The following is a 25,861-nucleotide window of genomic DNA, read 5'->3' as shown; positions in this document are numbered from 1 at the left end:
GGCACCCGCAGCGCCACCGGCGTCCGCGGCGTCAGCCGCCGGCGACATCCAGCGCCTCGGCGAGCGTGAACGCGCCCGCGTACAGGGCCTTGCCGACGATCGCACCCTCGACGCCGAGGGGCACGAGCTCGCGCAGCGCCGCGATGTCGTCGAGGTTCGAGATGCCGCCCGACGCGACGACCGGCTTGACGGTGCGCGCCGTGACCTGGCGCAGCAGGTCGAGGTTCGGCCCCTTCAGCGTGCCGTCCTTCGTGACGTCGGTGACGACGTAACGGCTGCAGCCGGCATCCTCCAGTCGCTGCAGCACCGTCCACAGGTCGCCGCCCTCGCGCGTCCAGCCACGCGCGGCGAGCGTCGTGCCGCGCACGTCGAGGCCGACCGCGATCGCGTCGCCGTACCGGCCGATGACGTCGGCGGCCCACTCCGGGTTCTCCAGCGCGGCGGTGCCGAGGTTGATGCGCGCGGCGCCCGATTCGAGGGCCGCCTCCAGCGTCGCATCGTCGCGGATGCCGCCGGACAGCTCGACCTGCACGCCGCGCAGCTGCTTGATGACCTTGCGGAGGAGGTGCGCATTGCTGCCACGCCCGAACGCGGCGTCGAGGTCGACGAGGTGAATCCAGCTCGCGCCGTCGCGCGCCCACGCGAGGGCCGCCTCGACGGGGTCGCCGTAGCTCGTCTCGGTGCCGGCCTCGCCCTGGGTGAGGCGGACGGCCTTGCCGTCGGCGACGTCGACGGCGGGCAGCAGGATCAGTTCGGGGGTCGACGCGAAATCGTTCATGGCTCCAGGGTGGGTCGGCGGGCCCTCGCGGGCACAAACAGAGAGACTACTCCGCCTGCGGCAGGGTCGAAATCCAGTTGCCCAGCAGACGAATGCCGGCGGCCCCGCTCTTCTCCGGGTGGAACTGCGTCGCCGACAGCGGGCCGTTCTCGACGGCCGCGAGGAACGGCTCGCCGTAATCGCACCACGTCAGCACCGGCTCGCGGAACGGGCGGATGACCTCGAGCGACCAGTGCTGCGCCGCGTAGGAGTGCACGAAGTAGAAGCGCTCGTCCGCGATGCCGGCGAACAGCCGCGAGCCCTCTCCCGCGCGCACCGTGTTCCATCCCATGTGCGGGAGGACCGGCGCGTCGAGCTCGGTGACGGCGCCCGGCCACTGGCCGAGACCCTCGGTGTCGTCGCCGCGCTCGACACCGTGTGCGAACAGCACCTGCATGCCGACGCAGATGCCGAGCACCGGCAGACCGCCGGCGAGCCGCCGCTCGATGGCCTCGTCGCTGCGGCTGGCGCGCAGGGCGTCCATGACGGCGCGGAACGCGCCGACGCCGGGCACGACGAGGCCCGCGGCATCCTGGATCAGCCCGCGGTCGGAGGTCAGCCGCGCATCGGCGCCGGCCGCGACGAGCGCCTTGACCGCCGAATGGACGTTGCCCGACCCGTAGTCGAGCACCGCGACGACCGGATCGGTCACAGGGCGCCCTTCGTGCTCGGGATGCCGTCGACCTGCGCGTCGAACGCCTTGGCCTGACGGAACGCGCGGGCGAACGCCTTGTACTCGGCCTCGGCGATGTGGTGCGGGTCGCGGCCGCCGAGCACCGTCACATGCACGGTGAGCCCGGCGTGAAAGGCGATCGCCTCGAACGTGTGCCGCACGAGCGACCCGGTGAAGTGGCCGCCGATGAGGTGCAGCTCGAAGCCGGCCGGCTCGCCGGTGTGCACGAGGTACGGCCGCCCGCTGATGTCGACGACCGCCTGCGCGAGCGCCTCGTCGAGCGGGACGAGCGCGTCGCCGTAGCGGGAGATGCCGGCCTTGTCGCCGAGCGCCTGGCGGATGGCCTGACCCAGCACGATCGCGACGTCCTCGACGGTGTGGTGCGCGTCGATGTCGGTGTCGCCCGAGGCGCGCACCGTCAGGTCGGTGAGCGAATGCTTCGCGAACGCGGTGAGCAGGTGGTCGAAGAACGGCACCGTCGTGTCGATGTGGCTGCGGCCGGTGCCGTCGAGGTCGAGTTCGAGTTCGACGGTGGATTCGCTCGTCGCGCGGCGGATGGCGGCCGTGCGGGGCGCGGGGGTGCTCATGCCCTGAGTCTACCGAGCGCCGCCGATGCTGATCGGCGCGGGCCTACCGCGCCCCGCCGTCGCCGAGCGACGCAAGGGCATCCAGGAACGCCGTCGACTCCTCGGCCGTGCCGGCCGTCACCCGCAGGCTGTGCGCGATGCCGACGTCGCGGATCAGCACCCCCCGGTCGTACAGCGCCTGCCACGTCGCTCGCGGGTCTTCGACGCCGGAGAACAGCACGAAATTCGTCCAGCTCTCGAAGGGCGTGTAGCCCAGCGCGTCGAGCGTGGCCGAGATCCGGTCGCGCTGCGCGACGATCTCGTCGACCATCGCGAGCATCGCCGGCGCATGCCGCAGCGCCGCGACGGCGGCGGCCTGCGTGAGGGCGCTGAGGTGGTACGGCAGTCGCACGAGGCGCAGGGCGTCGACGATCGCGGGATCGGCGGCGAGGTAGCCGACGCGGGCGCCGGCGAACGCGAAGGCCTTGCTCATCGTGCGCGACACCACGAGCCGCTCGCGCCCCGGGAGCAGGGTCAGCGCCGACCGCGAGTCGCGCGGCGCGAACTCCTGGTACGCCTCGTCGACGATCACGATGCCGTCGGTCGCCGCGTACACGGCCTCGACGACCTCGAGCCCCAGCGGCGTTCCGGTCGGGTTGTTCGGCGCGCAGAGGAACACCACGTCGGGCCGGGCACGCTCGATCTGCTCGGCGGCGTCCTGCGCCGTGAGGGTGTAGTCGACGCCACGGATGCCGGAGACGTACTCGGCGCCGGTCGCCCGGGTCAGCAGCGGGTACATGGAATACGTCGGTGCGAAGCCGAACGCGGTGCGACCCGGACCGGCGAAGGCCTGCAGCAGATGCTGCAGCACCTCGTTGGAACCGTTGGCCGCCCAGATCTGGTCGGGAGTCAGTCCGTGGCCGAGGTACCCGGCGAATCCCTCGCGGAGTGCGGTGAATTCGCGGTCGGGGTAGCGGTTGACGTCGCGCAGGGCGCGGGCGATGCCATCCAGGATGTCGTCGGCGACCTGCTCCGGAACGGGATGCGTGTTCTCGTTCACGTTCAGGGCGACGGGCAGGGGTGCCTGCGGGGCTCCGTACGGCTGGAGCCCGCGCAGGTCGGGTCTGAGGGGAAGGTCTTCGAGACGAGCGCTCACGGAGCCCATCGTAGACGGCACGCCTACTTGCCCGTCGCGTACTCCAGCGGGATGGCGATCGTCTGCCCGGCATCCAGCGCACCGGAAGACAGCGCGTTCAGGCGCGCGATGGCGTCGACGACGTCGCGCGGATCGGCGCCGGGCGCGACCGTCTCGGCGATCGACCACAGCGTGTCGCCGGGCATGACCGTCACCTGCTCGAACGTGCCGGCCGGGGCGCCGCTCTCGTTCGCCGCGAGGGCCCCGCCGCTGAACCCGATCGCGATGCTCAACGCGACCACGGCGGGCAGCGAAGCCAGCACGGCGATCACCCGGCGACCGCGCGCGGTCAGACGCAGCCGCGGCGCCGGGGCGGCCGGCATCCGGATGGCGGTGCGAGCCATGCGGGCCGTGCGAGCCGTGCAAACCGAAGGGCCGAAGGTGTCGATCGTGGTCATGGGTTCCTCCTCAGGACGCGGCGCCTCGGGATGTCGAGAGATTCGCATCCGGTTCTCGGCCGGGAGGACCGGATGCGAATCTCTCTTCCGAAGCTATCTTCGATGTATGGTGATTGTCAAGAGCATCCGGATCGGAATCGAATCGAACGCGACACGCGAGCGCCTGATCGATTCATGACCCGAGACCGGATACGGTTTCGATAGGAAGACCCCATCACCAACCTCCGACATTCGAAGGCACCGCCTTCCGGAGGCACCCGCGAAGGAGCGCGCGACATGGCCGAAAGACCTCAGACCCGCAGGCGCCGCAGCCTCAGCGAGAAGCAGCTGGCGATCCTCGAGGTGATCCAGACCTCGATCGCCCGGTACGGCTATCCGCCGAGCATGCGCGAGATCGGCGACGCGGTGGGGCTGAAGTCGCTCTCCAGCGTCACGCACCAGCTCAACCAGCTCGAGCTCAGCGGATATCTGCGCCGTGATGCGGGCAAGACGCGCGCCATGGAGGTCCTCATCGACCTGCCGGGACTGGCGACCGAGAACCCCGCCGATCACGGCGCCTCGGTGGGCGACGCCGCCCTCGTGCCGCTCGTCGGCCGCATCGCCGCCGGTGTGCCCATCACCGCCGATCAGCAGGTGGAGGAGATCTTCCCGCTCCCCCGCCAGCTCGTCGGCAAGGGCGACCTGTTCATGCTGAAGGTCTCGGGCGAGTCGATGATCGACGCCGCCATCTGCGACGGCGACTGGGTCGTGGTGCGCTCTCAGCCGACCGCCGACAACGGCGACATCGTCGCCGCGATGCTCGACGGCGAGGCCACCGTCAAGACGTTCCGCCAACGCGACGGCCACACGTGGCTGCTCCCCCGCAACTCGGCGTTCGAGCCGATCGTCGGCGACGACGCCGTCGTGCTGGGCAAGGTCGTGGCGGTGCTGCGCGCCGTCTGACCCCCCGCGAAACCTCGCAAATGTCGCGCGACACGCCGCGATCGGCCCCAGAAACGGGACATCTTTGAGGTCTCGCGAAACCTCCGAGATGTCCGCGGCGACTTGCCGCCATCGAAGCAGCCCGGCATCCGACACAATGACGGTATGAACGACCCCGTACTCGACGACGTCCTCGCGCGGGAAGAACGCGTCCGCGAGCTCGAGGCCGAGAATGCGCGCCTGGCCGGGCCGGCTCCGGCGGCATCCGGCCCCGCAGGCTCTCGCTGGCGTGCCGTGCTGTCGGCGGTGTGCATCGTGCTGGCGTCGATCTTCGTCCCGGTATCGATCGTCGGCGCGTGGGCCCAGGTGCAGCTCGTCGACGAGGACTCCTTCGTGAATACGCTCGCGCCGCTCGTGGACGACCTGGCGGTGCAGGATCTCGTGATCGAGGAGACGATGGGCGCCATCACGGCGCAGATCGACTTCGCCCGGTTGACCGACGACGTCTTCGACGGCATCAATCAGCTCGGCCTGTCGCCGCGTGCGGCGGCGGCGCTGAACCTGCTGCGCCAGCCGGCCGCCCAGGGTCTGGAGAACCTCGTCAGCCAGACGGTCACCGATCTCGTGCGTTCCGACGCGTTCTCCGGCGTCTGGGCGACGACCGTCCGCGGCGCCCATCGCGCCCTGACCGTGGCTTCCACCTCCGACGGCGGCGGGGTGGTCGTCATGACGAAGGATGGCCTCGGCATCCAGCTCGGGACGATCGTGGCGCAGGTCAAGCAGGATCTCGTCGACCGCGGCATCGGGGTCGCGTCCCTGATTCCCGCGGTCGACCGCGTCGTCATCATCGGCTCCGGTGCAGCGCTCTCGATCGTCCGCACGTCCTACGCCATCGCGACGATCGCCGGCTGGTGGCTGCCCGTCGTGACGCTCGCGCTGTTCGCGCTCGGCATCGCGATCGCACGGCGGCGCAGCGTCGCCGTGCTCGGCACCGGGCTGGGCCTCGCAATCGGCGCGGCGTCGCTGGCGGCGGGCCTCGGCGCGGGGGCCGCGGCGGTCGGCGGCGCGGCGGGGCGGCTCGACCTCTCCGCCACGGCGCTCGACGTGATCTACCAGCGCATCGTGGCCGACATGACGCAGACGGCGTGGGTGATGGTGCTGCTGGGCGTCATCGTCGCGATCGCCGGCTGGTCGATGGGCCGCTCCACGGCGGCGCGCCGCACGCGCGCGGCGACCGAGGCCGTCAACTCCTCCGCCCGCCGAGCGATCGCCGCATGGGGCGTGGACACCGGAGGTCTGGGCCGGTGGCTCGCCCGGAACCGCGTTCTCGTCCGGGTCGTCATCGCCGCCGTCGGCGTGCTGTGGCTGTTCGCCCTGCGCCCGCTGAGCGCCGGCGACGTCGCGCTCGTGCTCGTCGTCGCGCTGCTCGTGGGATGGGCCTTCGAACTGCTGCAGGCGCAGGACGCGACCGCGAGCGCCGCCGACCCCACCGAGTCGCCCACGGCACCGCCCCGCAAGCGCTGACACCCGCCCCCGCGAAACCTCACAAATGTCCCGCGACACGCCGCGGCCGGCCCGCCGAGCCGGACATTCGTGAGGTTTCGCGAAACCTCAGAGATGTCTGCGACACGCCGGGAAAGCCGCGAAAAGGCGGACATTTGCGAGGTTTCGCGGGGGGAGGGACGGGGCGGAGTGAGGGGTCAGGCGGTGAGGCGCTCCCGCACGCGGTTCGTCGCCTCGACGAGGTGGCGCAGCGAGGCCACGGTCTCGTCGTAGCCGCGCGTCTTCAGCCCGCAGTCCGGGTTCACCCAGACCTGGCGCAGCGGCAGCGTGCCGGCGGCCCGATCGAGCAGCTCGGTCACCTCGTCGACCGACGGCACGCGGGGCGAGTGGATGTCGTAGACACCCGGGCCGACGCCGTGCGAGAAGCCCGAGGTCGCGATGTCGTCGATGACCTCGCCGCGGCTGCGCGCGGCCTCGATCGAGGTGACGTCGGCATCCAGCGCCGCGATGGCGTCGATGACGACGCCGAACTCCGAGTAGCACAGGTGCGTGTGCACCTGTGTCGCGGCGGCGGCGCCGGCCGTCGCGAGCCGGAACGACCCCACCGACCAGTCCAGATATGCCGGCTGATCGGCGAGCTTCAGCGGCAGCAGCTCACGCAGCGCGGGCTCGTCCACCTGGATGATCCGGATGCCGGCATCCTCCAGATCGGCGATCTCGTCGCGCAGGGCGAGCGCGACCTGGTTCGCCGTCTCGCGCAGCGGCTGGTCGTCGCGCACGAACGACCACGCGAGGATCGTGACGGGGCCGGTCAGCATCCCCTTCATGAGGTGGTCCGTGAGGGACTGGGCGTACGTCGACCAGGCCACCGTGATGGGCGCCGGCCGCGACACGTCGCCCCACAGGATCGAGGGGCGCGTCGCGCGCGAACCGTACGACTGCACCCAGCCGTGCTGCGTCACGGCGAAGCCGTCGAGGTGCTCGGCGAAGTACTGCACCATGTCGTTGCGCTCCGCCTCTCCGTGCACGAGCACGTCGAGGCCGAGATCCTCCTGCAGGTCGACGACGCGGGCGATCTCTTCGCGCAGGAACCCCTCGTACTCGTCGGTCGTGAGCTCGCCGCGCCCGTGGCGGGCCCGCGCGCGGCGGATGTCGCCGGTCTGCGGGAACGATCCGATCGTGGTCGTCGGCAGCACGGGAAGACCGAGCGCCTCCTGCGCCGCGACGCGGACGCCGTAGTCACCGCGGTCGAAGTCGGCGGCGGTCAGCGCCGCCTCCCGCGCCCGCACGGCGCCGTCGCGCACTCCCGGCGCGGCGAGGCGATCGGCCAGGGCCGCCGAGGCCGCGGCCAGGTCGGCGTCGATCGCCGCGCGACCGGCGACGAGTCCGCGGGCGAGAGTGGCCACCTGCTCGACCTTCTGGTCGGCGAAGGCGAGCCACGACACGAGGCGCCCGTCGAGCGCGGTCTCTTCGGCGACGTCGTGCGGCACGTGCTGCAGCGACGTCGAGGTGCCCGCCGCGACGGCCGCGGCGCCGAGCCCGCGCAGCGCGTCGAGCTGCGCCCAGGCGCGCTCGAGGTCGCCGCGCCAGATGTTGCGGCCGTCGATGACGCCACCGACGACGGTCTTGCCCTCCAGCCCCGCGGCCGCGGGCGGCACCTGACCGCGGTGCAGGTCGAGCGCGAGCGCCTCGACGGGCGCGGCGGCCAGCACGTGCCACGCCTGCGGCGAGAGCTGCGCGTAGCCGGCGGCGACGAGGATCGCGGGGCGATCGGTCGCGCCGCCGAGCACGGCGTAGGCGCGCTCGGCCGCCGCAGCCAGCGTCGCGGCATCCAGGCTCTCGCTCACGAGGGCCGGCTCGTCCAGCTGCACCCACTCGGCACCCGCGGCGCGCAGCGCGGCCAGCAGGTCGACGTACACCGGCAGCAGGTCGTCGAGACGGCTGAGCGGGTCGAAGCCCTGCGGCGCTTCGTCGGTCGCCTTGGCGAGCGCGAGCAGCGTCACGGGCCCCACGACGACCGGGCGCACCGTGAAGCCGTCGGCCTTCGCCTCGGCGACCTGCCGGGCGAAGCGGTCGCTCGACAGGGCGAACACCGTCTCGGGGCCGATCTCGGGCACGAGGTAGTGGTAGTTCGTGTCGAACCACTTCGTCATCTCCAGCGGGGCGCGCTCGCCCTCGCCGCGCGCGGCGGTGAAATATGCCGCCAGCGGAATGGAACCGTCCGCGGCGCGCAGGTCGGCGAAGCGGGCCGGGAGAGCGCCCACGACGAGCGCCGTGTCGAGCACCTGGTCGTAGAACGAGAACGACTCGGGAATCGACGAGTCGTCACGCCCGAGCCCCAGGCTCGCCAGGCGCTCGCGGGTCTCGCGGCGCAAGCGGGCCGCTTCGGCCTCGAGGCCGGCTTCGTCGAGGCTGCCGGCCCAGTGCTGTTCGACGGCGCGCTTGAGCTCGCGCCGGCGGCCGATGCGCGGGTAGCCGAGGATCGTTCCGGCAGGGAAGTCGGTGGTCATGTGGTGATCTCCTCTCGGGTCGACGTCTCGACGCCGGCCGCAGCCAGCACGTCGAGCACCGTCGCGTGATTGTTGAAGGCGTAAAGATGGATGCCGGGGGCTCCCCCCGCCACGACGGCGCGGGCGAGGTCGGCCGCATGGGCGATGCCGACGGCGCGGGCGGTGGCGGCATCCGCCGCCGCGTCGAGGGCGGCCCCCAGTGCGGCCGGGCGCGCATCGCAGGTCAGTTCCAGGACGCGCCGCAACCGCGCGGGCGAGGTGATCGGCATGATGCCGGGGAGGATCGGGATGCGCACGCCCTCGGCGCGGGCGCGCGCGACGAAGCCGAGGTACTCGTCGGCGTCGAAGAACAGCTGCGTGATCGCCGACGTGGCACCGGCGGCCTGCTTGGCCAGCAGCGCGTCGATGTCTTCGAAGCGGTGCCGCGACCGCGGATGCCCGTTCGGGAATGCGGCGACCGAGATCTCCACGCGCTCGCCCGCGGTCACGCTCGCGGCGCCGGGAACCCCGGGGATCTCGCGCTCGCGGTAGGGCGAGCGCTCGGCCTGCACCCGCCCGATCAGCTGCACGAGCTGCGCCGCCGACTCCAGGTCGCCGAGGAACACGTCGTCCTCGGCGACACCGGCCGGAGGGTCGCCCCGCAGCGCCAGGAAACGCCGGATGCCGGCGTCGAGGAACTCGCGGATGACGGCGGTCGCGTCGGCGTAGGTGCTGCCGACGCACGTGAGGTGGGCCACCGGCGGCACCGACGTCTCACGCAGGATGTGCGTCAGCACCGCGAGCGACCGGTCGGTCGTCGAGCCGCCGGCCCCGAAGGTCACCGAGATGAACCGCGGGCCGGCATCCGCCAGCACGCGGATCGTCTCGTACAGCGCGGGCAGACCCTCGGCAGTGCGCGGCGGATAGATCTCGAACGAGAACGGGATGGCAGACATCGGGGCTTTCGGGTCAGGACGATCAGGGCCGGTTCGGCCGCGAACGCGCACGAGGCGTGGCTTCGTGCGCATCGCGGGCGGGTGCCGGGCTCGGCTGTCGCTCCTGCCCGGGAGCACCCCGGGCGTCGATGTGTCCAGTGTAGGCCGCGGCGCCGGCGGCCGCGCACCGTGTGACAATCTGTGACGCAGCCTCACGCGGCTAGCGTGGAGGGTATGGTCGACGTTCTGCCGTACGGTTCCTGGCCGTCCCCGCTGTCCGCTTCGTGGGCCTCGGCGGCCGCGCCCCGCTTCGAGGGGGCCGCGTTCGTCGGCGACGAGATCTGGTGGGGCGAGTCGGTGCCCACCGAGGGCGGGCGCACGGCGGTGCGTCGGCTCGTCGAGGACGGCATCGACACCGTCCTGCCCGCACCGTGGAATGCCCGCTCACGCGTCCACGAGTACGGCGGCGGCTCCTGGGCCGCGGACGGGGACGGGCGCCTGTTCTTCGTGGAGAAGACCGACCAGCGCGTGTGGCTGCGGGCACCGGGCGCCGCGCCGCGGCCCCTGACGCCCGCCGATCCGAACACGGCGTTCGGCGGGCTGCGCTGGCAGCACGGCGTGCTTCTGGCGGTGCGCGAGCGGCAGGTGCCCGCTCACGCGGCCCGACGCGACCTCGTGCGGATCGACGTCGACGGCGACGGCTCGGATGCGTCGGTGACGCCCCTCGTCGGCGGCAGCGACTTCGTCGCGCAGCCCGCGCTGTCGCCGTCCGGAGCCCGGCTCGCCTGGGTCGCGTGGAATCACCCCGACATGCCGTGGGATCGCACCGAGCTCCGCATCGGCGAGCTCGTGGACGGCCGCGTCGCGTCGTGGCGCACGGTGTCCTCCGGGCAGACCGCGGCGCTGCAGCCGGAGTGGGTGGGCGACGACCTGTTGTACGTCGACGACCCGACCGGACGGTGGAACCTGTGGCGAGCGGGCGCCGACACGCCGGCCGTGCTGGTCCGCCCCGCCGATGCCGACACCGGCGGACCGCTGTGGGTGCTCGGCCCCCGCTGGTATGCGCCGCTGCCGGGCGGCCGCGTCGCCGCGGTGCGCACGAACGGCTGCGACGAGCTGGTCGTGATGGATGCCGGCGGCACGGCGACGCGGCTCGACGTGCCGCCCACGGCCCGCATGCTCGTCGAAGACGCCGACGGCGACCGCCTGCTGATCAGCGGCGCGGCGCGCGGCGCGAACGGCGTCTGGCTCGTCGAGGTCGACTCGGGCGCGGTGAGGCAGGTCGCGGGAGGCACAGGCACCACCGCCGACACCACCACCGACTGGTTCCCGGTCGGCCGCCCGGTGACGTTCACCGGCATCCACGGCGAGGTGCACGCCTTCGACTTCCCGCCCACGAACCCCGAGGTCGCCGGACCCGGCGACGAACTGCCGCCGTACGTCGTCTTCGTGCACGGCGGGCCGACCGCTCACGTCGGCGGCGTCGCCGACGCCAAGACGGCGTTCTTCACGAGTCGCGGCATCGGCGTGCTCGACGTCAACTACGGCGGCTCGACCGGCTACGGACGCGCCTACCGCGAGCGGCTGCGGGGGCAATGGGGCGTCGTGGACGTCGACGATGTGGCCACAGCGGCATCCGGGCTCGCCGCGGAAGGCCGCGCGGATGCCGGCCGCCTCGCGATCGAGGGCGGCTCGGCCGGCGGCTGGACGGTGCTCGCGGCGCTCGCCACGACCGACGTCTTCGCGGCCGGCATCTCACGCTACGGCGTCGCCGACGCCCGGGCGCTCGCCGCCGACACGCACGACTTCGAGTCGCGGTATCTCGACGGGCTCATCGGGCCGCTGCCCGAGGCCGAGCCGGCCTACCTCGACCGCTCACCGCTGAGCCGCATCGACGGCTTCACCGTTCCGGTTCTGCTGCTGCAGGGGTCGGACGATGCCGTCGTGCCGCCCGCACAGTCCGAGGCCATCCGCGACGCACTGCGCGCGGCGGGCGTGCCGCACGCGTATGTCCTGTACGAGGGCGAGGGCCACGGCTTCCGCCGTGCCGAGACGATCGTCCACGCGCTGGAGAGCGAACTCGCGTTCCTCGGGCGGGTGTTCGGCTTCGAGACCCCCGGCATCCCGCCGATCGCGCTCGGCTGACGCGTGGCCTCCGGCACCGACCGTCGCACGCGCACCCGTTCATCCGACGCACACCGGGTCTTCCACGGCGAATAGCCACGACATGCGCCGGACCAACGCGGCCGCCGCTCGCTCATCCGGCGCACACCGGGTCTTCCGCGGCGGATAGGCGCGTTATGCGCCGGATGAAGCGCCGGGGCCGCGTCAGCGGGCGAACGGGGCGAGCTCGGCGGCGAGGCGCTCGGAGACGTGGGCGTGCAGCGCCGTGCCGCCCTCCTCGTGGGCCGTCGAGACGATGTGCCCGCTCTCGTGCACGGCGTTGACGAGATCGCCGCGGTCGTAGGGCACCAGCGCCCGCACTTCGACCGCCGGCAGCGGCAGCGCCGCCTCGATCGCCGCACGCAGCGCCTCGATGCCCTCACCGGTGCGCGACGAGACGAACAGGGCCGACGGCTCCAGCCCGCGCAGCAGCAGCCGCGCATCGTCGTCGACGAGGTCGGCCTTGTTGAACACGACGAGCTCGCGCGCGGCGCCGGAGCCCATGCCCACCTCGGCGATGACCTCGCGCACCGTCGCCAGCTGCGCCGCCGGATCGGGGTGCGAACCGTCGACGACGTGCACGAGCACGTCGGCGTCGCCGACCTCCTCCAGCGTCGAGCGGAACGCCTCGACGAGCTGGTGCGGCAGGTTGCGCACGAACCCGACCGTGTCGGTCAGCGTGTAGACGCGGCCGTCGGCGGCCTCGGCGCGGCGAACGGTGGCATCCAGGGTCGCGAACAGCGCGTTCTCCACGAGCACCCCGGCGCTCGTGAGCCGGTTCAGCAGCGACGACTTGCCGGCGTTGGTGTACCCGGCGATCGCGACCGACGGGATGGCGTTGCGCTTGCGCTCGCCGCGCTTGGCCTCGCGGGCGGGCGCGAAGTCGCGCAGCTGCTTGCGCAGCTGCGCCATGCGGGTGCGGATGCGGCGGCGGTCGAGTTCGATCTTCGTCTCACCCGGCCCGCGCGAGCCCATGCCCGCGCCGCCCGCGCCGACCTGGCCACCGGCCTGCCGGCTCATCGACTCGCCCCAGCCGCGCAGGCGCGGCAGCAGATATTCCAGCTGCGCGAGCTCGACCTGGGCCTTGCCCTCGCGGCTCTTCGCATGCTGACTGAAGATGTCGAGGATGACGGTCGTGCGGTCGATGACCTTGACCTTGACGACGTCCTCCAGCGCACGGCGCTGGCTCGGGGCCAGTTCGGTGTCGGCGATGACGGTGTCGGCGCCGACGGCCGCGACCAGGTCGCGCAGCTCGGCGGCCTTGCCGCGCCCGATGTACGTCGCCGGATCCGGATGCGGACGCCGCTGCAGCACGCCGTCGAGCACGACGGCGCCCGCCGTCTCGGCGAGCGCGGCCAGTTCGCGCAGCGAGTTCTCGGCATCCTCCTGCGCACCCTGCGGATACACGCCGACGAGCACGACGTTCTCCAGCCGCAGCTGGCGGTACTCGACCTCGGTGACGTCTTCGAGTTCGGTCGACAGGCCGGGCACGCGGCGCAGGGCCGCCCGCTCTTCGCGGTCCCACTGGTCGCCGTCGTCGGCGTACGACACCGTGGACTCGTCCTGCAGCGCCTGCGCGGCGCCGAACACCTGCACGCCGGCCGACGGCGTCTGCGCGCGCGAAAGCACCCGGTCGACGGGGTCGAGCGGCGTCTCGGCGGTGCCGTCGGGGCGGGTCGTGTCGGTCATGCGGTCCTTTCGAGGTCAGCCTTGCAGTCTAGCCTCCCGCGAGGGCGGGTGGCTCCGGTACGCTCGCAGAGTGGGGAGCGACCATTACTTCAGTGCGTCCCCGTCCAGTGCCGAGAATCTCCGCCGTATCTCCGTGTCTCTCGCGGGAAGAGCGGGCGAGGTCACGACCGCGGGCGGAGTCTTCAGCCCCGATCACGTCGATGCGGGCACGGCGGTGCTGCTCGCCAACACCCCGCCCCCGCCGCCGGGCGGCAACCTCCTCGACCTCGGATGCGGATGGGGTCCGATCGCGCTGAGCCTGGCGCTCCAGTCGCCGCGGGCGACGATCTGGGCCGTCGACGTCAATGAGCGCGCGCTCGACCTCGTCCGCCGCAACGCGGCCGAGTGGGGCCTGGACAACGTCAGGGCGGTGCTGCCGGACGAGGTTCCGGACGACGTCGTGTTCCGCGGCATCCGGTCGAATCCGCCGATCCGGGTCGGCAAGCACGAGCTGCACGGACTGCTGGAGCGCTGGATTCCGCGCCTGGACGAACGCGGCGACGCCTGGCTCGTCGTGCAGCGCAACCTCGGCTCCGACTCGCTGCAGCGTTGGCTTGCCGCGACCTTCGAGAGCGGCTACACCGTCACCCGAGCGGCCACCGGCCGCGGATTCCGGGTGCTCAAGGTGCGCCGCCACGGCGCGGGCACCGGCGGCACCGGACCCGTCCCGGTCCCCTGAGCCGCACGCCCGGTGCCGGCATCCTTGTTCGGTCGCGGCATCCTGCGGGTCGGCGACCTGCGCACCCGCACTTCGCCGCGACCGAACCATCGGCCCAGCCGAGCGTGCTTCCGAGGCCGTCGTCAGGCCAGGGCGACCTCGCCGGTGTACACGAGCGTCGCGGGGCCCGACAGCAGTACGTGCGCGCCGCCCTCCCCCGCGACCATGCGCACGCCGAGCGTGCCGCCGGGAACCTCGACCGTCCACCGGTCGGGCGCTGCGGAGCCCGCCCAGTGCCGCACCGCGAGGGCGGATGCCGCCACCCCCGTCCCGCACGACAGCGTCTCGCCGACCCCGCGCTCGAACACCCGCATCCGGATCGCACCGACGCCGTCCTGCACCAGCGGGTCGGCGGGCACGACGAACTCGATGTTCGCGCCGGCGGGCGGCGCGGGATGCAGCTGGGGCTGCACCGTGAGATCGAGCGCCTCCAGCTCGGCGACGCTCGACAGCCCCACGACGACGTGCGGGTTGCCGACGTCGACGTGCTGCCCGGGGCGCGGCACGTCGAGCCCGCGGGCACGCACCACGACGTCGGCGTCGTCGACGACGAACCGGCCGAGGTCGACTTCGAAGCCGAGGTCGCTGCGGGTGAGCGTCTTCACTCCATCACGGGTGCCGATGCGCAGCGGCGCGTCGATCGTCGCGCGCGCGGTCTCGACGAGGTACTTCGCGAACACGCGGATGCCGTTGCCGCACATCTCCGCCGCCGAACCGTCGGCGTTGCGGTAATCCATGAACCACTCGGCATCCATCGCGGCGCCCGCGCCGATCGCGCGAGAGCGCACGACACGAAGGATGCCGTCGCCCCCGATCCCGAACCGGCGGTCGCACAGGGCGGCCACCTGGTCGCAGCTGAGGTCGAGCGCGCCATCGTCGTCGGGGATCAGGACGAAGTCGTTGCCGGTCCCGTGGCCCTTGGTGAACGCGATCGTCGGCATCGGCCCAGTCTACGGGCGGCGCCCCGACCACGCGCGAAACCTCCCGAATGCACGCGACACGCCGGGCGACGTGTGCATGTGCGCGGTTTCGTGAGCGAGGGACGCGGGCTCAGCGGTGAGCCGCCACGAGCGCGGCCGCATCCACGTCGGGGGCGACGCACTGCACGCCCGGATAGCGGCGGAACCACGACACCTGGCGGCGCGCGTAGCGGCGCGTGAGCGCCTGCGTCTGCGCGATCGCCTCTGCCTCGGTGAGCTCGCCGTCGAGCTGCGCGAGTGCCTGCGCATAGCCGATGGCCCGCCGCGCCGTGACGCCCTCCTCGAGTCGGCGCTCGCGCAGCGCGCGCACCTCGTCGAGCAGGCCATGCCGCCACATCTGCTCCACCCGGCGGTCGAGGCGCTCCACGAGTTCGGCCCGGTCGAGGTGCACGCCGATGATCGTCGTGGGCTCGTGCCACAGCACGGGCTCGGCGGGCAGCGCGGCACCGTGCGTGTCCTCGCCCTGCAGCACGACCTCCAGCGCCCGGACGATGCGCCGCCCGTTGCGCGGATCGACGCGGTCGGCGGTCGCGGGGTCGAGCTCGCGCAGCCTCGCCAGCAGCATGCCGGGGCCTTCGCGTGCGAGCTCCGCTTCGAGCTCCGCACGCAGGGCGTCGTCGTGCGGCGGAAACCGGAAGTCGAACAGCACGCTCGACACGTACAGCCCCGACCCGCCGACGAGGATCGCGTCGCGCCCGCCCGCGAAGATTGCCGCGATCGCCGCCCGGGCGTCGGTCTGATACGCCGCGACGGCGGCCTCGTCGGTCACCTCGAGCACATCGAACAGATGGTGCGGGATGCCGCGGCGCTCCGCGACGCTCAGCTTGGCGGTGCCGATGTCCATGCCGCGATACAGCTGCATCGCGTCGGCGTTGACGATCTCGGCGCCGCGACCGCCGGCATCCAGCGCCGCGGCGAGCCGCAACGAGAGGTCGGTCTTGCCGGTTCCGGTCGCCCCGACCACCGCCCACAGCCGCTGCGCGCCATGGTCTCGCGCTGTCGTTTCTGGCACGCGCTGCTCAACTTTCGACAGCGCGTGCCGATTTCGACAGCGCGAAGCGCGCGGACGGCGCGAGACGCGACGCCACGGGCCTACTCGCCGATGCGCAGGGTGGGGATGCCGAGGCCCACGGCCCGGCGCCCGTCCGCCGTCACCGCAACCACCGGCGCGGGCACGCCGCACGACTCGGCCTGCGTGCGGTCCCACGCGTCGCCGGCGCGGGTGCGGCGGATGCGCAGCGCAGCGCCGTCGGCGCTGTCGGCGAGCAGGTGGAAGGGCGCCGCGTGCGTGATCTCGACCGACACGACATCGCCGGGCCGGGGCGTCGCGGAACCGGCCGGCAGCTCGAAGTGCACGAGGCGGTTGTCTTCGGCGCGCCCGGTGAGGCGGTGGGTGGCGGCATCCTTCTTGCCCTCGCCGGTGGAGACGAGCACCTCGACCGTGCGGCCGACCTGCGCCTGGTTCTCCTCCAGGGAGATGCGCTCCTGCAGGGCGACGAGGCGCTCGTAGCGCTCCTGCACGACCGCCTTCGGCACCTGACCCTCCATCGTCGCGGCGGGCGTGCCCTCGCGGATCGAGTACTGGAACGTGAACGCCGACGCGAACCGCGCCTGCTCGACGACGCGCAGGGTGTCCTCGAAGTCGTCGTCGGTCTCGCCGGGGAAGCCGACGATGATGTCGGTCGAGATGGCGGCGTGCGGGATGCGCTCGCGCACGCGATCGAGGATGCCGAGGAACCTCTCGCTCCGGTACGACCGCCGCATCGCCTTCAGCACCCGGTCCGAGCCCGACTGCAGCGGCATGTGCAGCTGCGGCATGACCTGCGGCGTATCGGCCATCGCCTCGATGACGTCGTCGGTGAAGGCGGCCGGATGCGGCGACGTGAACCGGATGCGCTCCAGGCCCGGAATCTCCCCCGCCGCCCGCAGCAGCTTGCCGAACGCCTGCCGGTCGCCGAACTCGACGCCGTAGCTGTTGACGTTCTGCCCGAGCAGGGTGACCTCGAGCGCGCCGTCGTCGACGAGCAGCCGGATCTCGTTCAGGATGTCGCCGGGCCGGCGATCCTTCTCCTTGCCGCGCAGCGAGGGGACGATGCAGAACGTGCACGTGTTGTTGCAGCCGACCGAGATCGACACCCACCCGCTGTACACCGAGTCGCGCTTGGTCGGCAGCGTCGAGGGGAACACCTCCAGCGACTCGAGGATCTCCAGCTCGGCGTCGCCGTTGTGGCGCGCCCGTTCGAGCATGCCCGGCAGCGAGCCCATATTGTGCGTGCCGAACACGACGTCGACCCACGGAGCCTTCTGCTGCACGACGTCCTTGTCCATCTGGGCGAGGCAGCCGCCGACGGCGATCTGCATGCCCTCGTGCTTGTCCTTGCGGCTCTTCAGATGCCCGAGCGTGCCGTAGAGCTTGCCGGCGGCGTTGTCGCGCACGGCGCACGTGTTGATGACGACGACGTCGGCATCGGTGCCCGCCTCGGCGCGGACGTAGCCGGCGCTCTCCAGCGAGCCGGACAGCCGCTCGGAGTCGTGCACGTTCATCTGACAGCCGAACGTGCGCACCTCGTATGTGCGCGCCCGGCCGTCGGCGGTGAGCGCGGCGGGCGACGGCGCGATCAACGTGGGGGCGTTGGACAGCGAAGACATGATGCGTTCATTCTACGAGCCCGTGCCCGGGCGCGGTCCCTGCCGGCACCGCCCTGTGCCGCCCTGTGCCGCCCCGGGGCGGCACGTCGCCACCAGCCAGCCGGGCCTCGTCCGCGACGATGAGGTGATCGAACGTCGGCAACCTGCTCCCTGTTCGGCTCCGATGGCCTGACGATGCAGCCGGTACTCACTCGAACCGCACGCCGCGCGCGGGCGGGCGGTCGAGCTCGTCGAGCGCCTGCCGCGCCGCGCTGAGCGCCGTCGCGGCGTAGCCCCGGCGCGCCAGCTGCCCGGACAGCCGCCGCAACGCCGCGTCGCGGTCGAGCCCGCGCATCGATCGCGCCTTCTGCCGGGCGAACTCCAGCGCGCGCTCGGCGTCGTCGTCGGGCAGCTCGGCCAACGCCGCATCGATGACCTCGCGCGGGATGCCGCGCTGCGCCAGTGACTGCGCCAGCGCCCGCCGCCCCTGCCCCTTACGGGTCGTGCCGGAGTGGATCAGCTGCTCGGCGAGCCGGGCATCGTCGAGGTAGCCGTGACCGAGCGCTACGGCGACGATGCTCTCGACCGCCTCGGGCGAAAGCCGCTGCTCGCGCAGGAAGGCACGGGCTTCACGCTCCGACAGCGATCGGGTGCGCAGGCGCTTGAGCAGGGCCTGTTCGGCGGATGCCGCGACCTCCGCCTCGTCGGCGGTCAGCGGCTCCGTTCCCGGGGCATCGTCGAGCCACGTCGCGTGCCATTGCTGCGTTTCGTCTCGGCGCTGCGCGCCTCGCTCAACGTCCGGAAAGACCGCTGCCCGTGGGGCGCCCAGGGGCACCGCGGTGTATGCCGTGCCGCGCGGGGCTCCCGGGGATGCCACGTCGGCTACGTCTTCGAGGCCGCCGCCGATGCGGCCTCGCGGGGCGTGCGGCGACGCCTCGGCCCGCGGGGCGCCGGGCGACGCCTCGGCCCGCGGGGCGCCGGGCGACGCCGCGGCGCGCGGCGTGGCTCGCCGGGCGCCCGGAGCGGCCGGCGATTCGCCACCGAACAGCGGGATCACGGGGGCGAGTCCCTCCCCGCCCCCGCCGAACTCAGACATCAGACGGTCTCAGGCATCGGGCCGCGACATCAGGCCGGGACGCGCGCGGCCAGATCGTCGGCGGGAACGGCGACGGCATCGACGAGCTTCGGCTGGCCGACGCCGAGCTTCTGCTTGATCTTCGTCTCGATCTCGGCGGCGATGTCGTCGTTGCGGATCAGGAACGTGCGGGCGTTCTCCTTGCCCTGACCCAGCTGCTCGCCGTCGTAGGTGTACCACGAGCCCGACTTCTTGACGATCCCGTGGTCGACGCCGAAGTCGATGAGCGATCCCTCGCGCGAGATGCCGGTGCCGTACAGAATGTCGAACTCGGCCTGCTTGAACGGCGGCGCCATCTTGTTCTTGACGACCTTGACGCGGGTGCGGTTGCCGACGGCATCCGTCCCGTCTTTCAGGGTCTCGATCCGACGGATGTCCAGGCGCACCGACGCGTAGAACTTCAGCGCCTTGCCGCCGGCGGTGGTCTCGGGCGAGCCGAAGAAGACGCCGATCTTCTCGCGCAGCTGGTTGATGAAGATCATCGTCGTGTTGGTCTGGTTGAGGCCACCGGTGAGCTTGCGGAGGGCCTGCGACATGAGGCGCGCCTGCAGACCCACGTGCGAGTCGCCCATCTCGCCCTCGATCTCGGCCTTGGGCACGAGAGCCGCGACCGAGTCGATGACGACGAGATCGATCGCGCCCGAGCGCACGAGCATGTCGGCGATCTCGAGCGCCTGCTCACCCGTGTCGGGCTGCGAGACGAGCAGCTGGTCGATGTCGACGCCGAGCTTCTGCGCGTAGTCGGGGTCGAGGGCGTGCTCCGCATCGATGAACGCGGCGATGCCGCCGGCGCGCTGCACGTTGGCGATGGCGTGCAGGGTCAGCGTGGTCTTGCCCGACGACTCCGGCCCGTAGATCTCGATGATGCGGCCCCGCGGCAGCCCGCCCACGCCGAGGGCGACGTCGAGGGCGATGGAGCCGGTGGGGATGACCTCGACCGGCGCGCGTTCGTCGCTGCCCAGTCGCATGACCGAGCCCTTCCCGAACTGGCGGTCGATCTGGGCGAGGGCCGATTCGAGAGCCTTCTCGCGGTCGGCGGGTGCGGGCATGTCCTGCTCCTTCGTTCAGCGCGGCGATGCCGCGGGGTTCCGTCGCCTGTAGGCTGTCGCGCCCCGGCCCCGAACGGGGACGGATGCTGCGACAAGGCGGAGGTGTCGTTCGACGCTGTTCACGATAGAGAGGGCCTCCGACATCGGTCGGCGGATTCCGCACATCTGTGGACAGTCATCGAAATTCACCTGCTGTGCAGGAGCCTATGCGAATCGAACACACATTCGACTAAGACACGCCGCGCGGCGGCATCCCTCATACAGTCGATCTAGCGAGCACGTCCCCGCACAGACCTGGCAGCATCCGGGCCCACAACCGGCCAAGACCCCGAATCCCGCCCACTTCGCACACCACCGTCGTGCACACCTGGCAGCATCCGGGCCCACCGGCTGAAATCACCCCAATACTTGCCCACTTCACACAGGATGCCGACACCGCACCGCACACACCTGGCAGCATCCGGGCCCACCGACTGAAATCACCCCGATACGTGCCCACTTCCCACAGGATGCCGACACTGCACCGCACGGACCTGGCAGCATCCGGGCCCACAACCGGCCAAGACCCCGAATCCCGCCCACTCCGCACACCACCGCCGTGCCCGCCCAGCCCGCAGACCCGCGCCGCGGCCGCGGTTCACCGCCGGTGCGGCTCGATGAACCCCACACCGTGGCGACGGCTCTCCGGGACGTCGGTCTCGGCGCACAGCGCGAGCCACACGTCGCGGGCGGGCACACCGGCATCCAGCGCCTGCGCGGCCGTCCGATGACCGAGCGACGACAGGCTCAGGTCGACGATGAGCGACGCTCCCCGCGCGCCGAACTCCGCGTCGACCGCGCGGTCGAACTCGCTGCGTCGCACGTCAGCGCAGAGACAGCTCGGACTGGATGTCGCCGAGCGCGGCGAGGTCGTCGGGGACCACGGCGACGAGGTCGTCCGGAACGACGTCGGGGAAGACCTGCAGACCCTCGAGCACCGAAATGCGGTCGCTGACCTCGCGCATGATGGTCGAGATCGGCACGTCGAGCGCGTCGGCGACGGATGCGAGGATCTCGCTCGACGCCTCCTTCTGGCCCCGCTCGACCTCGCTGAGGTAGCCCAGCGCGACGCTCGCACGGCCCGCGACCTGACGGAGGGTGCGTCCCTTCTGCAGGCGGAAGTCGCGCAGGACTTCGCCGATCTCTTGACGAACCAGGATCATGTCGGAACCCCTCCTCACTGGCAGTAGTTGCGTATCCCCGGGTGGACAACAGTACCCGATGTGAGACCCACGATAGTCCTCAGGCCTGGGGAATCATTGGGAATCGCTCAGACGTAACCCGCGTGTCACACGCGGTATTCCCGGCGTCACAGCGCGTCGAGCGCGAGCCGGATCGCGAGGGCCACCGACTCGGCCCGGATGTCCGCGCGGTCACCGGACAGCTCCAGCGATTCGACCCGCGAACCCAGCGGCGTGGAGACGGCGATGTGAACGGTGCCGACCGGCTGCCCGTCCTCCGAGACCGGTCCCGCGATGCCGGTCGTCGCGATCCCGACATCGGTCGGCACGCCGTCACGGCCCAGCGCGCGACGCACGCCTTCGGCCATCTGCCCCGCGACGCGCGGGTGCACCGGTCCGTGCGCGGCCAGCAGCGTCTCGTCCACCCCCAGCAGACTCGCCTTCAGATCGGTCGCGTAGGCGACGATGCCACCGCGCAGCGCCTGCGAGGCGCCCGGGACGGCGACGAGGGATGCCACGACCAGTCCCCCGGTGAGCGACTCGGCGACGGCGACCGTCCACCCCAGCTCGACCAGCCGGTCGACGAGCTGCTCGGCCTCGGTCCGCCGCCCTTCGCGGCCGGTCGAGACGAGGGTGTTCTCCAGGTCTTCGGGGAGGTCCGGATAGCTCATGACGTCCTCCCGGTCGCCGAGCTCGTCGCGGCGCGCACCGCCGTGACGACGTAGTCGATGCCGCTGGTCACCGTCAGGAGCACCGCGATCCACATCGCGACGGTGTCGACGCCGTGGATCCAGTCCCCCACGACGGTCCACAGCGGCAGCAGGGCGAGCGAGAGCGCGACGGCCTGCGCGACGGTCTTGAGCTTGCCCATCCAGGCCGCGGCGACGACATGGTCGGTCGCGACGATCAGCCGGTGCACCGTGATGCCGACCTCGCGCACGAGCACGAGGATCGTGACCCCCCACGGCAGCTCGCCGAGGATCGACAGCCCGACGAACGCGCAGCCGGTGAGCGCCTTGTCGGCGATGGGGTCGAGGAGTTTGCCGAGGTCGGTGACGATGTCGTGCCTGCGCGCGAGATACCCGTCGATGCCGTCAGTCGCGATCGCGACGATGAACAGGACCGCGGCCCACCAGCGCAACGGCCCGTCGGCGCCGCCGTCGGCGAGCAGCATCCAGACGAACACCGGCGCGCACAGGATGCGCACGATCGTGATCGCGTTGGGAAGCTGTCGGGGGATGGCCACGTGCCGAGCCTATCCGTCCCGCGCGGGTCGGCACACACGCGAGACCGCCCGCGTGCCCGGCACGACCTCGCCTACGCCGAAGCCGACACCTCGGTCGAGGGCAAGCTCGTGGAGTGAGCGCGGGCGTCAGTCGCGGCCGGTGAGCCCCCACGCGTCTTCCGAGCCCGCGTCGCCGTCGACGACCTCGTAGCCGTCGTACTGCGAGTCCACGGCATCCGTCCCGTACTGATCGCCGGGCGCCGCGGGCGGGTCGTCGCCGCGCAGGCGCGCGAGCACCTCGGGCAGCTGCTCGGGCGTGACGAGCACGTCCCGCGCCTTCGACCCTTCGGAGGGGCCGACGATCTCGCGCGACTCCAACAGGTCCATGAGGCGCCCGGCCTTGGCGAAGCCGACGCGGAGCTTGCGCTGCAGCATCGACGTCGAGCCGAACTGGGTCGAGATGATCTGCTCGGCGGCGGCCAGCAGCAGTTCGAGGTCGTCACCGATGTCGGCGTCGATCTCCTTGCGCTCGGCCACAGCCGCGACGTCGGCGCGGTACTCGGGCCGCGCCTGGTTCTTGACGTGGCTGACGACCTTCTCGATCTCGCTCTCGGCGACCCACGCGCCCTGCACGCGCAGCGCCTTCGAGGCGCCCATCGGCAGGAACAGGCCGTCGCCCTGGCCGATCAGGCGGTCGGCGCCGGGCTGATCGAGGATGACGCGCGAGTCGGTCACGCTCGTCACCGCGAAGGCCAGGCGCGAGGGCACGTTGGCCTTGATGAGGCCGGTGACGACATCGACCGAGGGGCGCTGCGTCGCGAGCACCAGATGGATGCCGGCGGCCCGAGCGAGCTGCGTGATGCGCACGATCGAGTCTTCGACGTCACGCGGGGCGACCATCATGAGGTCGGCGAGCTCGTCGACGACGACGAGCAGATAGGGGTAGGGCTTCAGCACCCGCTCGCTGCCGACCGGCAGCTGGATCTGCCCCGCGACGACGGCGCGGTTGAAGTCGTCGACGTGCCGGAAGCCGAACGACGCGAGGTCGTCGTACCGCATGTCCATCTCCTTCACGACCCACTGCAGCGCCTCGGCGGCCTTCTTCGGGTTCGTGATGATGGGGGTGATGAGGTGCGGCACGCCCGCGTAGCTCGTCAGCTCGACGCGCTTCGGGTCGATGAGCACCATGCGCACCTCCGACGGCTTGGCGCGCATCAGCAGCGAGGTGATCATGGAGTTCACGAAGCTCGACTTGCCCGACCCGGTCGAGCCCGCGACGAGCAGGTGCGGCATCTTGGCGAGGTTCGCGATGACATACCCGCCGCCGACGTCCTTGCCGACGCCGATCGTCATGGGGTGGGTCTGGCTCGTCGCCGCCTGCGAGCGCAGCACGTCGCCGAGGGTCACGATCTCGCGGTCGGTGTTGGGGATCTCCACACCGATCGCGCTCTTGCCCGGGATCGGCGCGAGGATGCGGACCTCGTTGGATGCCACGGCATAGGCGATGTTGTTGGTCAGCGCCGTGATGCGCTCGACCTTGACGCCGGGGCCGAGGGCGATCTCGTACTGCGTGACCGTCGGGCCGCGCGAGAAGCCGGTGACGCGGGCGTCGACGGAGAACTGCTGAAAGACGCCCATGATCGCCGCGACGACCCGGTCGTTCGCCTCGGAGCGTTCCTTGTGCGGCGAGCCCTGCGCCAGGGCGCTCACCGACGGCAGGCGGTACGGCGGTGCGGGCGGGCGGCCGTCGTGGTCGTCGCCGAGCGCCGAGATGCCCGGCAGCAGGCCGTCGTCGAGCACGATCTCGCCGCTGTCCTCGCGGATGCCGGTGTCGGCGCGCCCGGCGCCGCGCGCCGCCTTCTTCGCGTTCGCGATGACGGCCGGGTCGATGATCTCGGTCGGGGCGTCCGGAAGCGGCGGCGCGGCGGGCACGACCTGATCGAACCCACCCGCGTCGCTCTGGTCGAGCAGCGCCGTGAGGTCGTCCGGACCGAGGTGCCCGTCGGCATCCTCTTCGCGCCCCGACTTGTTGCGGCGCCACCACGGCAGGCCCTTGTCGTCGGGCTCGTCGGCGCCGAAGGCGACGGTCGGCGCCGTGGCGGCGGCATCCGTCGCCTGTTCGGGGCGCTCGGCGCCGAACATCCAGGCGTACAGGTCGCCCAGGCGCCGTCCGATGCGGTTCGGCGGGGTCTTGGTGAGGATGAGGACGCTGAGGATCGTCAGCAGCCCCAGCACGACGTAGGCGCCCACCTCGGTCAGGAAGCACAGCGGCTCGCCGATCACCCAGCCGAACAGACCGCCGGCGTCGCTGAGGGCGAGCGGACCCGCCTTGGGCTGCGGGCGGCCTCCCGCGACGTGGCAGAAGCCCGCGATCGCGAGCGTGAACATGCCGAAGCCGATGCCGATGCGCCCGTTATCGTGCACCGACGGCGGATGCCGGAACAGCCACCCGGCCAGCAGCAGCAACAGCACGGGCATGATGAACGCGGTGCGCCCGAGGAGGAAGCCGACCGTGTAGGCGCTGATGCGGGTGCCGGTGTCGGTGCCGATGAGGAACCACTCCACGACCGCGCCGGCGATCGCCAGCAGCACGAGGAAGAAGGGGAAGCCATCGCGGCGCTGGTCCTTCTCCAGGGTCTCGGGTCCGAAGGCGCGGAACATGCCTCCGGTGCCGTGGGCCAGGCCCATCCACATCCGCGCGACGACCGGCGGCTTCTCGACGTCGTCGACGTAGCGGCGCGGGGCGGGGGCGGGTTTCGCGGCGCGCGACGAGGAGCCCTTCGCGGACGCGCGGGCGTTCGTGGGCGTGCTCGTGGAACGTGGCATTGCTCCACGGTAGGCCGCGACACCCCGACTTCCGCGGATTGACGCGGCTTTTCGGCCGTCCGGGCCGCCACATCCCGCGGGCGGGGTCGCCGGAGCGCCGGGTGGGGTGCCGGGATCTGAGGATGTGACGAATTCTGAGGATGCCTCGGGGCAGAATCCTCCTCAATACGCCACATCTCCTCAGATTCCGACGTCGCGTGGGATGGATGCCGGCGAGCCGCGGGCGCGTCAGCGCAACCGCTTGACCATGGTGTCGCGGCCGAAGCCGGCGTGCGTCACGGCGAAGCCCTCGCTGCGGTACAGCGTCTGGGCGAAGTTGCCACGCTCGACCGACAGGCTCAAGCGTGCAAGACCCTGCGCGCGGGCGTGCTCGCACAGCGCCTGCAGCAGCGCGCGTCCAACGCCGTGCGCACGCCAGATCGGGCGCACGCCGATGATGAGCTCGGGAACACCCGTCCCGACGTAGCCGAAACCCGGTTCCGAGCGCGGCAGCGTGCGGTACCAGGCCGCGCCGATCGGCGCGCCGTGCGTGTCGACGGCGACGAAGCCGGCGTCGCCCGACCGCATCCACCCGGCGACATAGCGGGCGTGGAACGGGTGGGACAGCACCTCGTGCCGCGGCCGGATGCCGCCCGCCCGCCAGTTCGCCGCCTCGACGACCATGTCGCCGAGGAACGCGCCGTCCGACTGCT

At 72.0% G+C, this 25,861-nt stretch carries 23 protein-coding genes; 4 read left to right on the top strand and 19 right to left on the bottom strand.

The features are described 5' to 3' along the window. Positions 1 to 31: 31 nt before the first annotated feature. Genes priA through QM720_RS09805 form a run of 5 tightly spaced genes read right to left on the bottom strand, consistent with a single transcriptional unit; the run spans position 32 to position 3,649 of the window. Positions 32 to 778 carry a bifunctional 1-(5-phosphoribosyl)-5-((5-phosphoribosylamino)methylideneamino)imidazole-4-carboxamide isomerase/phosphoribosylanthranilate isomerase PriA gene (gene priA, locus QM720_RS09825; RefSeq protein ID WP_415126043.1) on the bottom strand — a complete coding sequence of 249 codons (747 nt, stop codon included), beginning with the start codon at positions 776 to 778 and terminating at the stop codon, positions 32 to 34. A gap of 46 nt (positions 779 to 824) precedes the next feature. Next, positions 825 to 1,469 carry an imidazole glycerol phosphate synthase subunit HisH gene (hisH, locus tag QM720_RS09820; protein ID WP_415126042.1) on the bottom strand — a complete coding sequence of 215 codons (645 nt, stop codon included), beginning with the start codon at positions 1,467 to 1,469 and terminating at the stop codon, positions 825 to 827. Beyond that, positions 1,466 to 2,077: an imidazoleglycerol-phosphate dehydratase HisB gene (gene hisB, locus QM720_RS09815; protein WP_415126041.1), complete on the bottom strand. Its 612-nt coding sequence runs from the start codon at positions 2,075 to 2,077 to the stop codon at positions 1,466 to 1,468. Before hisB ends, hisH begins: the two co-directional genes overlap by 4 nt. Before the next feature lie 43 nt (positions 2,078 to 2,120). Then, positions 2,121 to 3,221 carry a histidinol-phosphate transaminase gene (locus tag QM720_RS09810; RefSeq protein WP_415126039.1) on the bottom strand — a complete coding sequence of 367 codons (1,101 nt, stop codon included), beginning with the start codon at positions 3,219 to 3,221 and terminating at the stop codon, positions 2,121 to 2,123. Between the two features lie 14 nt (positions 3,222 to 3,235). Continuing rightward, positions 3,236 to 3,649 carry a LysM peptidoglycan-binding domain-containing protein gene (locus QM720_RS09805; protein ID WP_415126038.1) on the bottom strand — a complete coding sequence of 138 codons (414 nt, stop codon included), beginning with the start codon at positions 3,647 to 3,649 and terminating at the stop codon, positions 3,236 to 3,238. A gap of 276 nt (positions 3,650 to 3,925) precedes the next feature. Here QM720_RS09805 and lexA point away from each other — a divergent pair, with 276 nt between their 5' ends. Together lexA and QM720_RS09795 are read left to right on the top strand one after the other, a co-directional pair. Continuing rightward, positions 3,926 to 4,591 (top strand): transcriptional repressor LexA, encoded by a 666-nt coding sequence (gene lexA / locus QM720_RS09800; protein WP_415126036.1) that lies wholly within the window; start codon positions 3,926 to 3,928, stop codon positions 4,589 to 4,591. A 144-nt stretch (positions 4,592 to 4,735) separates the two neighbouring features. Beyond that, the gene (locus QM720_RS09795) at positions 4,736 to 6,094 is read left to right on the top strand and encodes a hypothetical protein (RefSeq protein WP_415126034.1); all 1,359 of its coding nucleotides are present in this window, start codon (positions 4,736 to 4,738) and stop codon (positions 6,092 to 6,094) included. Between the two features lie 176 nt (positions 6,095 to 6,270). Here the strand turns inward: QM720_RS09795 and metE are convergent, their stop codons facing one another. Next, positions 6,271 to 8,583 (bottom strand): 5-methyltetrahydropteroyltriglutamate--homocysteine S-methyltransferase, encoded by a 2,313-nt coding sequence (metE, locus tag QM720_RS09790; protein WP_415126032.1) that lies wholly within the window; start codon positions 8,581 to 8,583, stop codon positions 6,271 to 6,273. Further along, on the bottom strand, positions 8,580 to 9,518 hold the full coding sequence (locus QM720_RS09785; protein WP_415126030.1) for a methylenetetrahydrofolate reductase: 939 nt from the start codon (positions 9,516 to 9,518) through the stop codon (positions 8,580 to 8,582). Before QM720_RS09785 ends, metE begins: the two co-directional genes overlap by 4 nt. Before the next feature lie 213 nt (positions 9,519 to 9,731). Here QM720_RS09785 and QM720_RS09780 point away from each other — a divergent pair, with 213 nt between their 5' ends. Further along, positions 9,732 to 11,642, top strand: a complete 1,911-nt coding sequence (locus QM720_RS09780; protein WP_415126028.1) for a prolyl oligopeptidase family serine peptidase — start codon at positions 9,732 to 9,734, stop codon at positions 11,640 to 11,642. Positions 11,643 to 11,825: 183 nt separating this feature from the next. Here QM720_RS09780 and hflX read toward each other — a convergent pair whose 3' ends face one another. Then, positions 11,826 to 13,349, bottom strand: a complete 1,524-nt coding sequence (gene hflX / locus QM720_RS09775) for a GTPase HflX (protein ID WP_415126026.1) — start codon at positions 13,347 to 13,349, stop codon at positions 11,826 to 11,828. A gap of 70 nt (positions 13,350 to 13,419) precedes the next feature. Between hflX and QM720_RS09770 the strand changes: the two genes are divergently transcribed. Continuing rightward, complete coding sequence (locus tag QM720_RS09770; RefSeq protein WP_415126024.1) at positions 13,420 to 14,067, top strand: class I SAM-dependent methyltransferase; 648 nt, start codon at positions 13,420 to 13,422, stop codon at positions 14,065 to 14,067. Positions 14,068 to 14,189: 122 nt separating this feature from the next. Here the strand turns inward: QM720_RS09770 and dapF are convergent, their stop codons facing one another. The 11 genes from dapF to QM720_RS09715 all read right to left on the bottom strand — a co-directional run bounded on the left by dapF (position 14,190) and on the right by QM720_RS09715 (position 25,832). Beyond that, the gene (gene dapF, locus QM720_RS09765; protein ID WP_415126022.1) at positions 14,190 to 15,047 is read right to left on the bottom strand and encodes a diaminopimelate epimerase; all 858 of its coding nucleotides are present in this window, start codon (positions 15,045 to 15,047) and stop codon (positions 14,190 to 14,192) included. Between the two features lie 109 nt (positions 15,048 to 15,156). After that, a complete protein-coding gene (gene miaA, locus QM720_RS09760; RefSeq protein WP_415126020.1) occupies positions 15,157 to 16,098 on the bottom strand; it encodes a tRNA (adenosine(37)-N6)-dimethylallyltransferase MiaA in 942 nt (313 codons plus the stop codon). A gap of 80 nt (positions 16,099 to 16,178) precedes the next feature. Continuing rightward, entirely contained in the window at positions 16,179 to 17,735 is a 1,557-nt protein-coding gene (gene miaB / locus QM720_RS09755) for a tRNA (N6-isopentenyl adenosine(37)-C2)-methylthiotransferase MiaB (RefSeq protein ID WP_415126018.1), read from the bottom strand. Positions 17,736 to 17,922: 187 nt separating this feature from the next. Further along, positions 17,923 to 18,810, bottom strand: a complete 888-nt coding sequence (locus QM720_RS09750) for a regulatory protein RecX (RefSeq protein ID WP_415126016.1) — start codon at positions 18,808 to 18,810, stop codon at positions 17,923 to 17,925. Positions 18,811 to 18,839: 29 nt separating this feature from the next. Then, complete coding sequence (gene recA / locus QM720_RS09745) at positions 18,840 to 19,898, bottom strand: recombinase RecA (RefSeq protein ID WP_415126014.1); 1,059 nt, start codon at positions 19,896 to 19,898, stop codon at positions 18,840 to 18,842. Between the two features lie 637 nt (positions 19,899 to 20,535). Then, positions 20,536 to 20,760 (bottom strand): DUF3046 domain-containing protein, encoded by a 225-nt coding sequence (locus QM720_RS09740; RefSeq protein ID WP_415126012.1) that lies wholly within the window; start codon positions 20,758 to 20,760, stop codon positions 20,536 to 20,538. Between the two features lies 1 nt (position 20,761). Beyond that, a complete protein-coding gene (locus tag QM720_RS09735; protein WP_415126010.1) occupies positions 20,762 to 21,100 on the bottom strand; it encodes a helix-turn-helix domain-containing protein in 339 nt (112 codons plus the stop codon). A gap of 146 nt (positions 21,101 to 21,246) precedes the next feature. Beyond that, positions 21,247 to 21,789, bottom strand: coding sequence for a CinA family protein (locus QM720_RS09730; RefSeq protein WP_415126008.1), 543 nt, complete (start codon positions 21,787 to 21,789; stop codon positions 21,247 to 21,249). After that, positions 21,786 to 22,364 (bottom strand): CDP-diacylglycerol--glycerol-3-phosphate 3-phosphatidyltransferase, encoded by a 579-nt coding sequence (gene pgsA, locus QM720_RS09725; RefSeq protein WP_415126006.1) that lies wholly within the window; start codon positions 22,362 to 22,364, stop codon positions 21,786 to 21,788. Before pgsA ends, QM720_RS09730 begins: the two co-directional genes overlap by 4 nt. Positions 22,365 to 22,490: 126 nt before the next feature. Then, the gene (locus QM720_RS09720; RefSeq protein WP_415126004.1) at positions 22,491 to 25,169 is read right to left on the bottom strand and encodes a DNA translocase FtsK; all 2,679 of its coding nucleotides are present in this window, start codon (positions 25,167 to 25,169) and stop codon (positions 22,491 to 22,493) included. A gap of 228 nt (positions 25,170 to 25,397) precedes the next feature. After that, positions 25,398 to 25,832, bottom strand: coding sequence for a GNAT family N-acetyltransferase (locus QM720_RS09715; protein WP_415127884.1), 435 nt, complete (start codon positions 25,830 to 25,832; stop codon positions 25,398 to 25,400). Positions 25,833 to 25,861 lie beyond the last annotated feature (29 nt).

Source organism: Microbacterium sp. (assembly GCF_047602155.1).
Classification (GTDB): domain Bacteria; phylum Actinomycetota; class Actinomycetes; order Actinomycetales; family Microbacteriaceae; genus Microbacterium.
The sequence above is the reverse complement of the archived record's forward strand: the minus strand, read 5'-3'. Positions and strand labels throughout refer to the sequence as shown.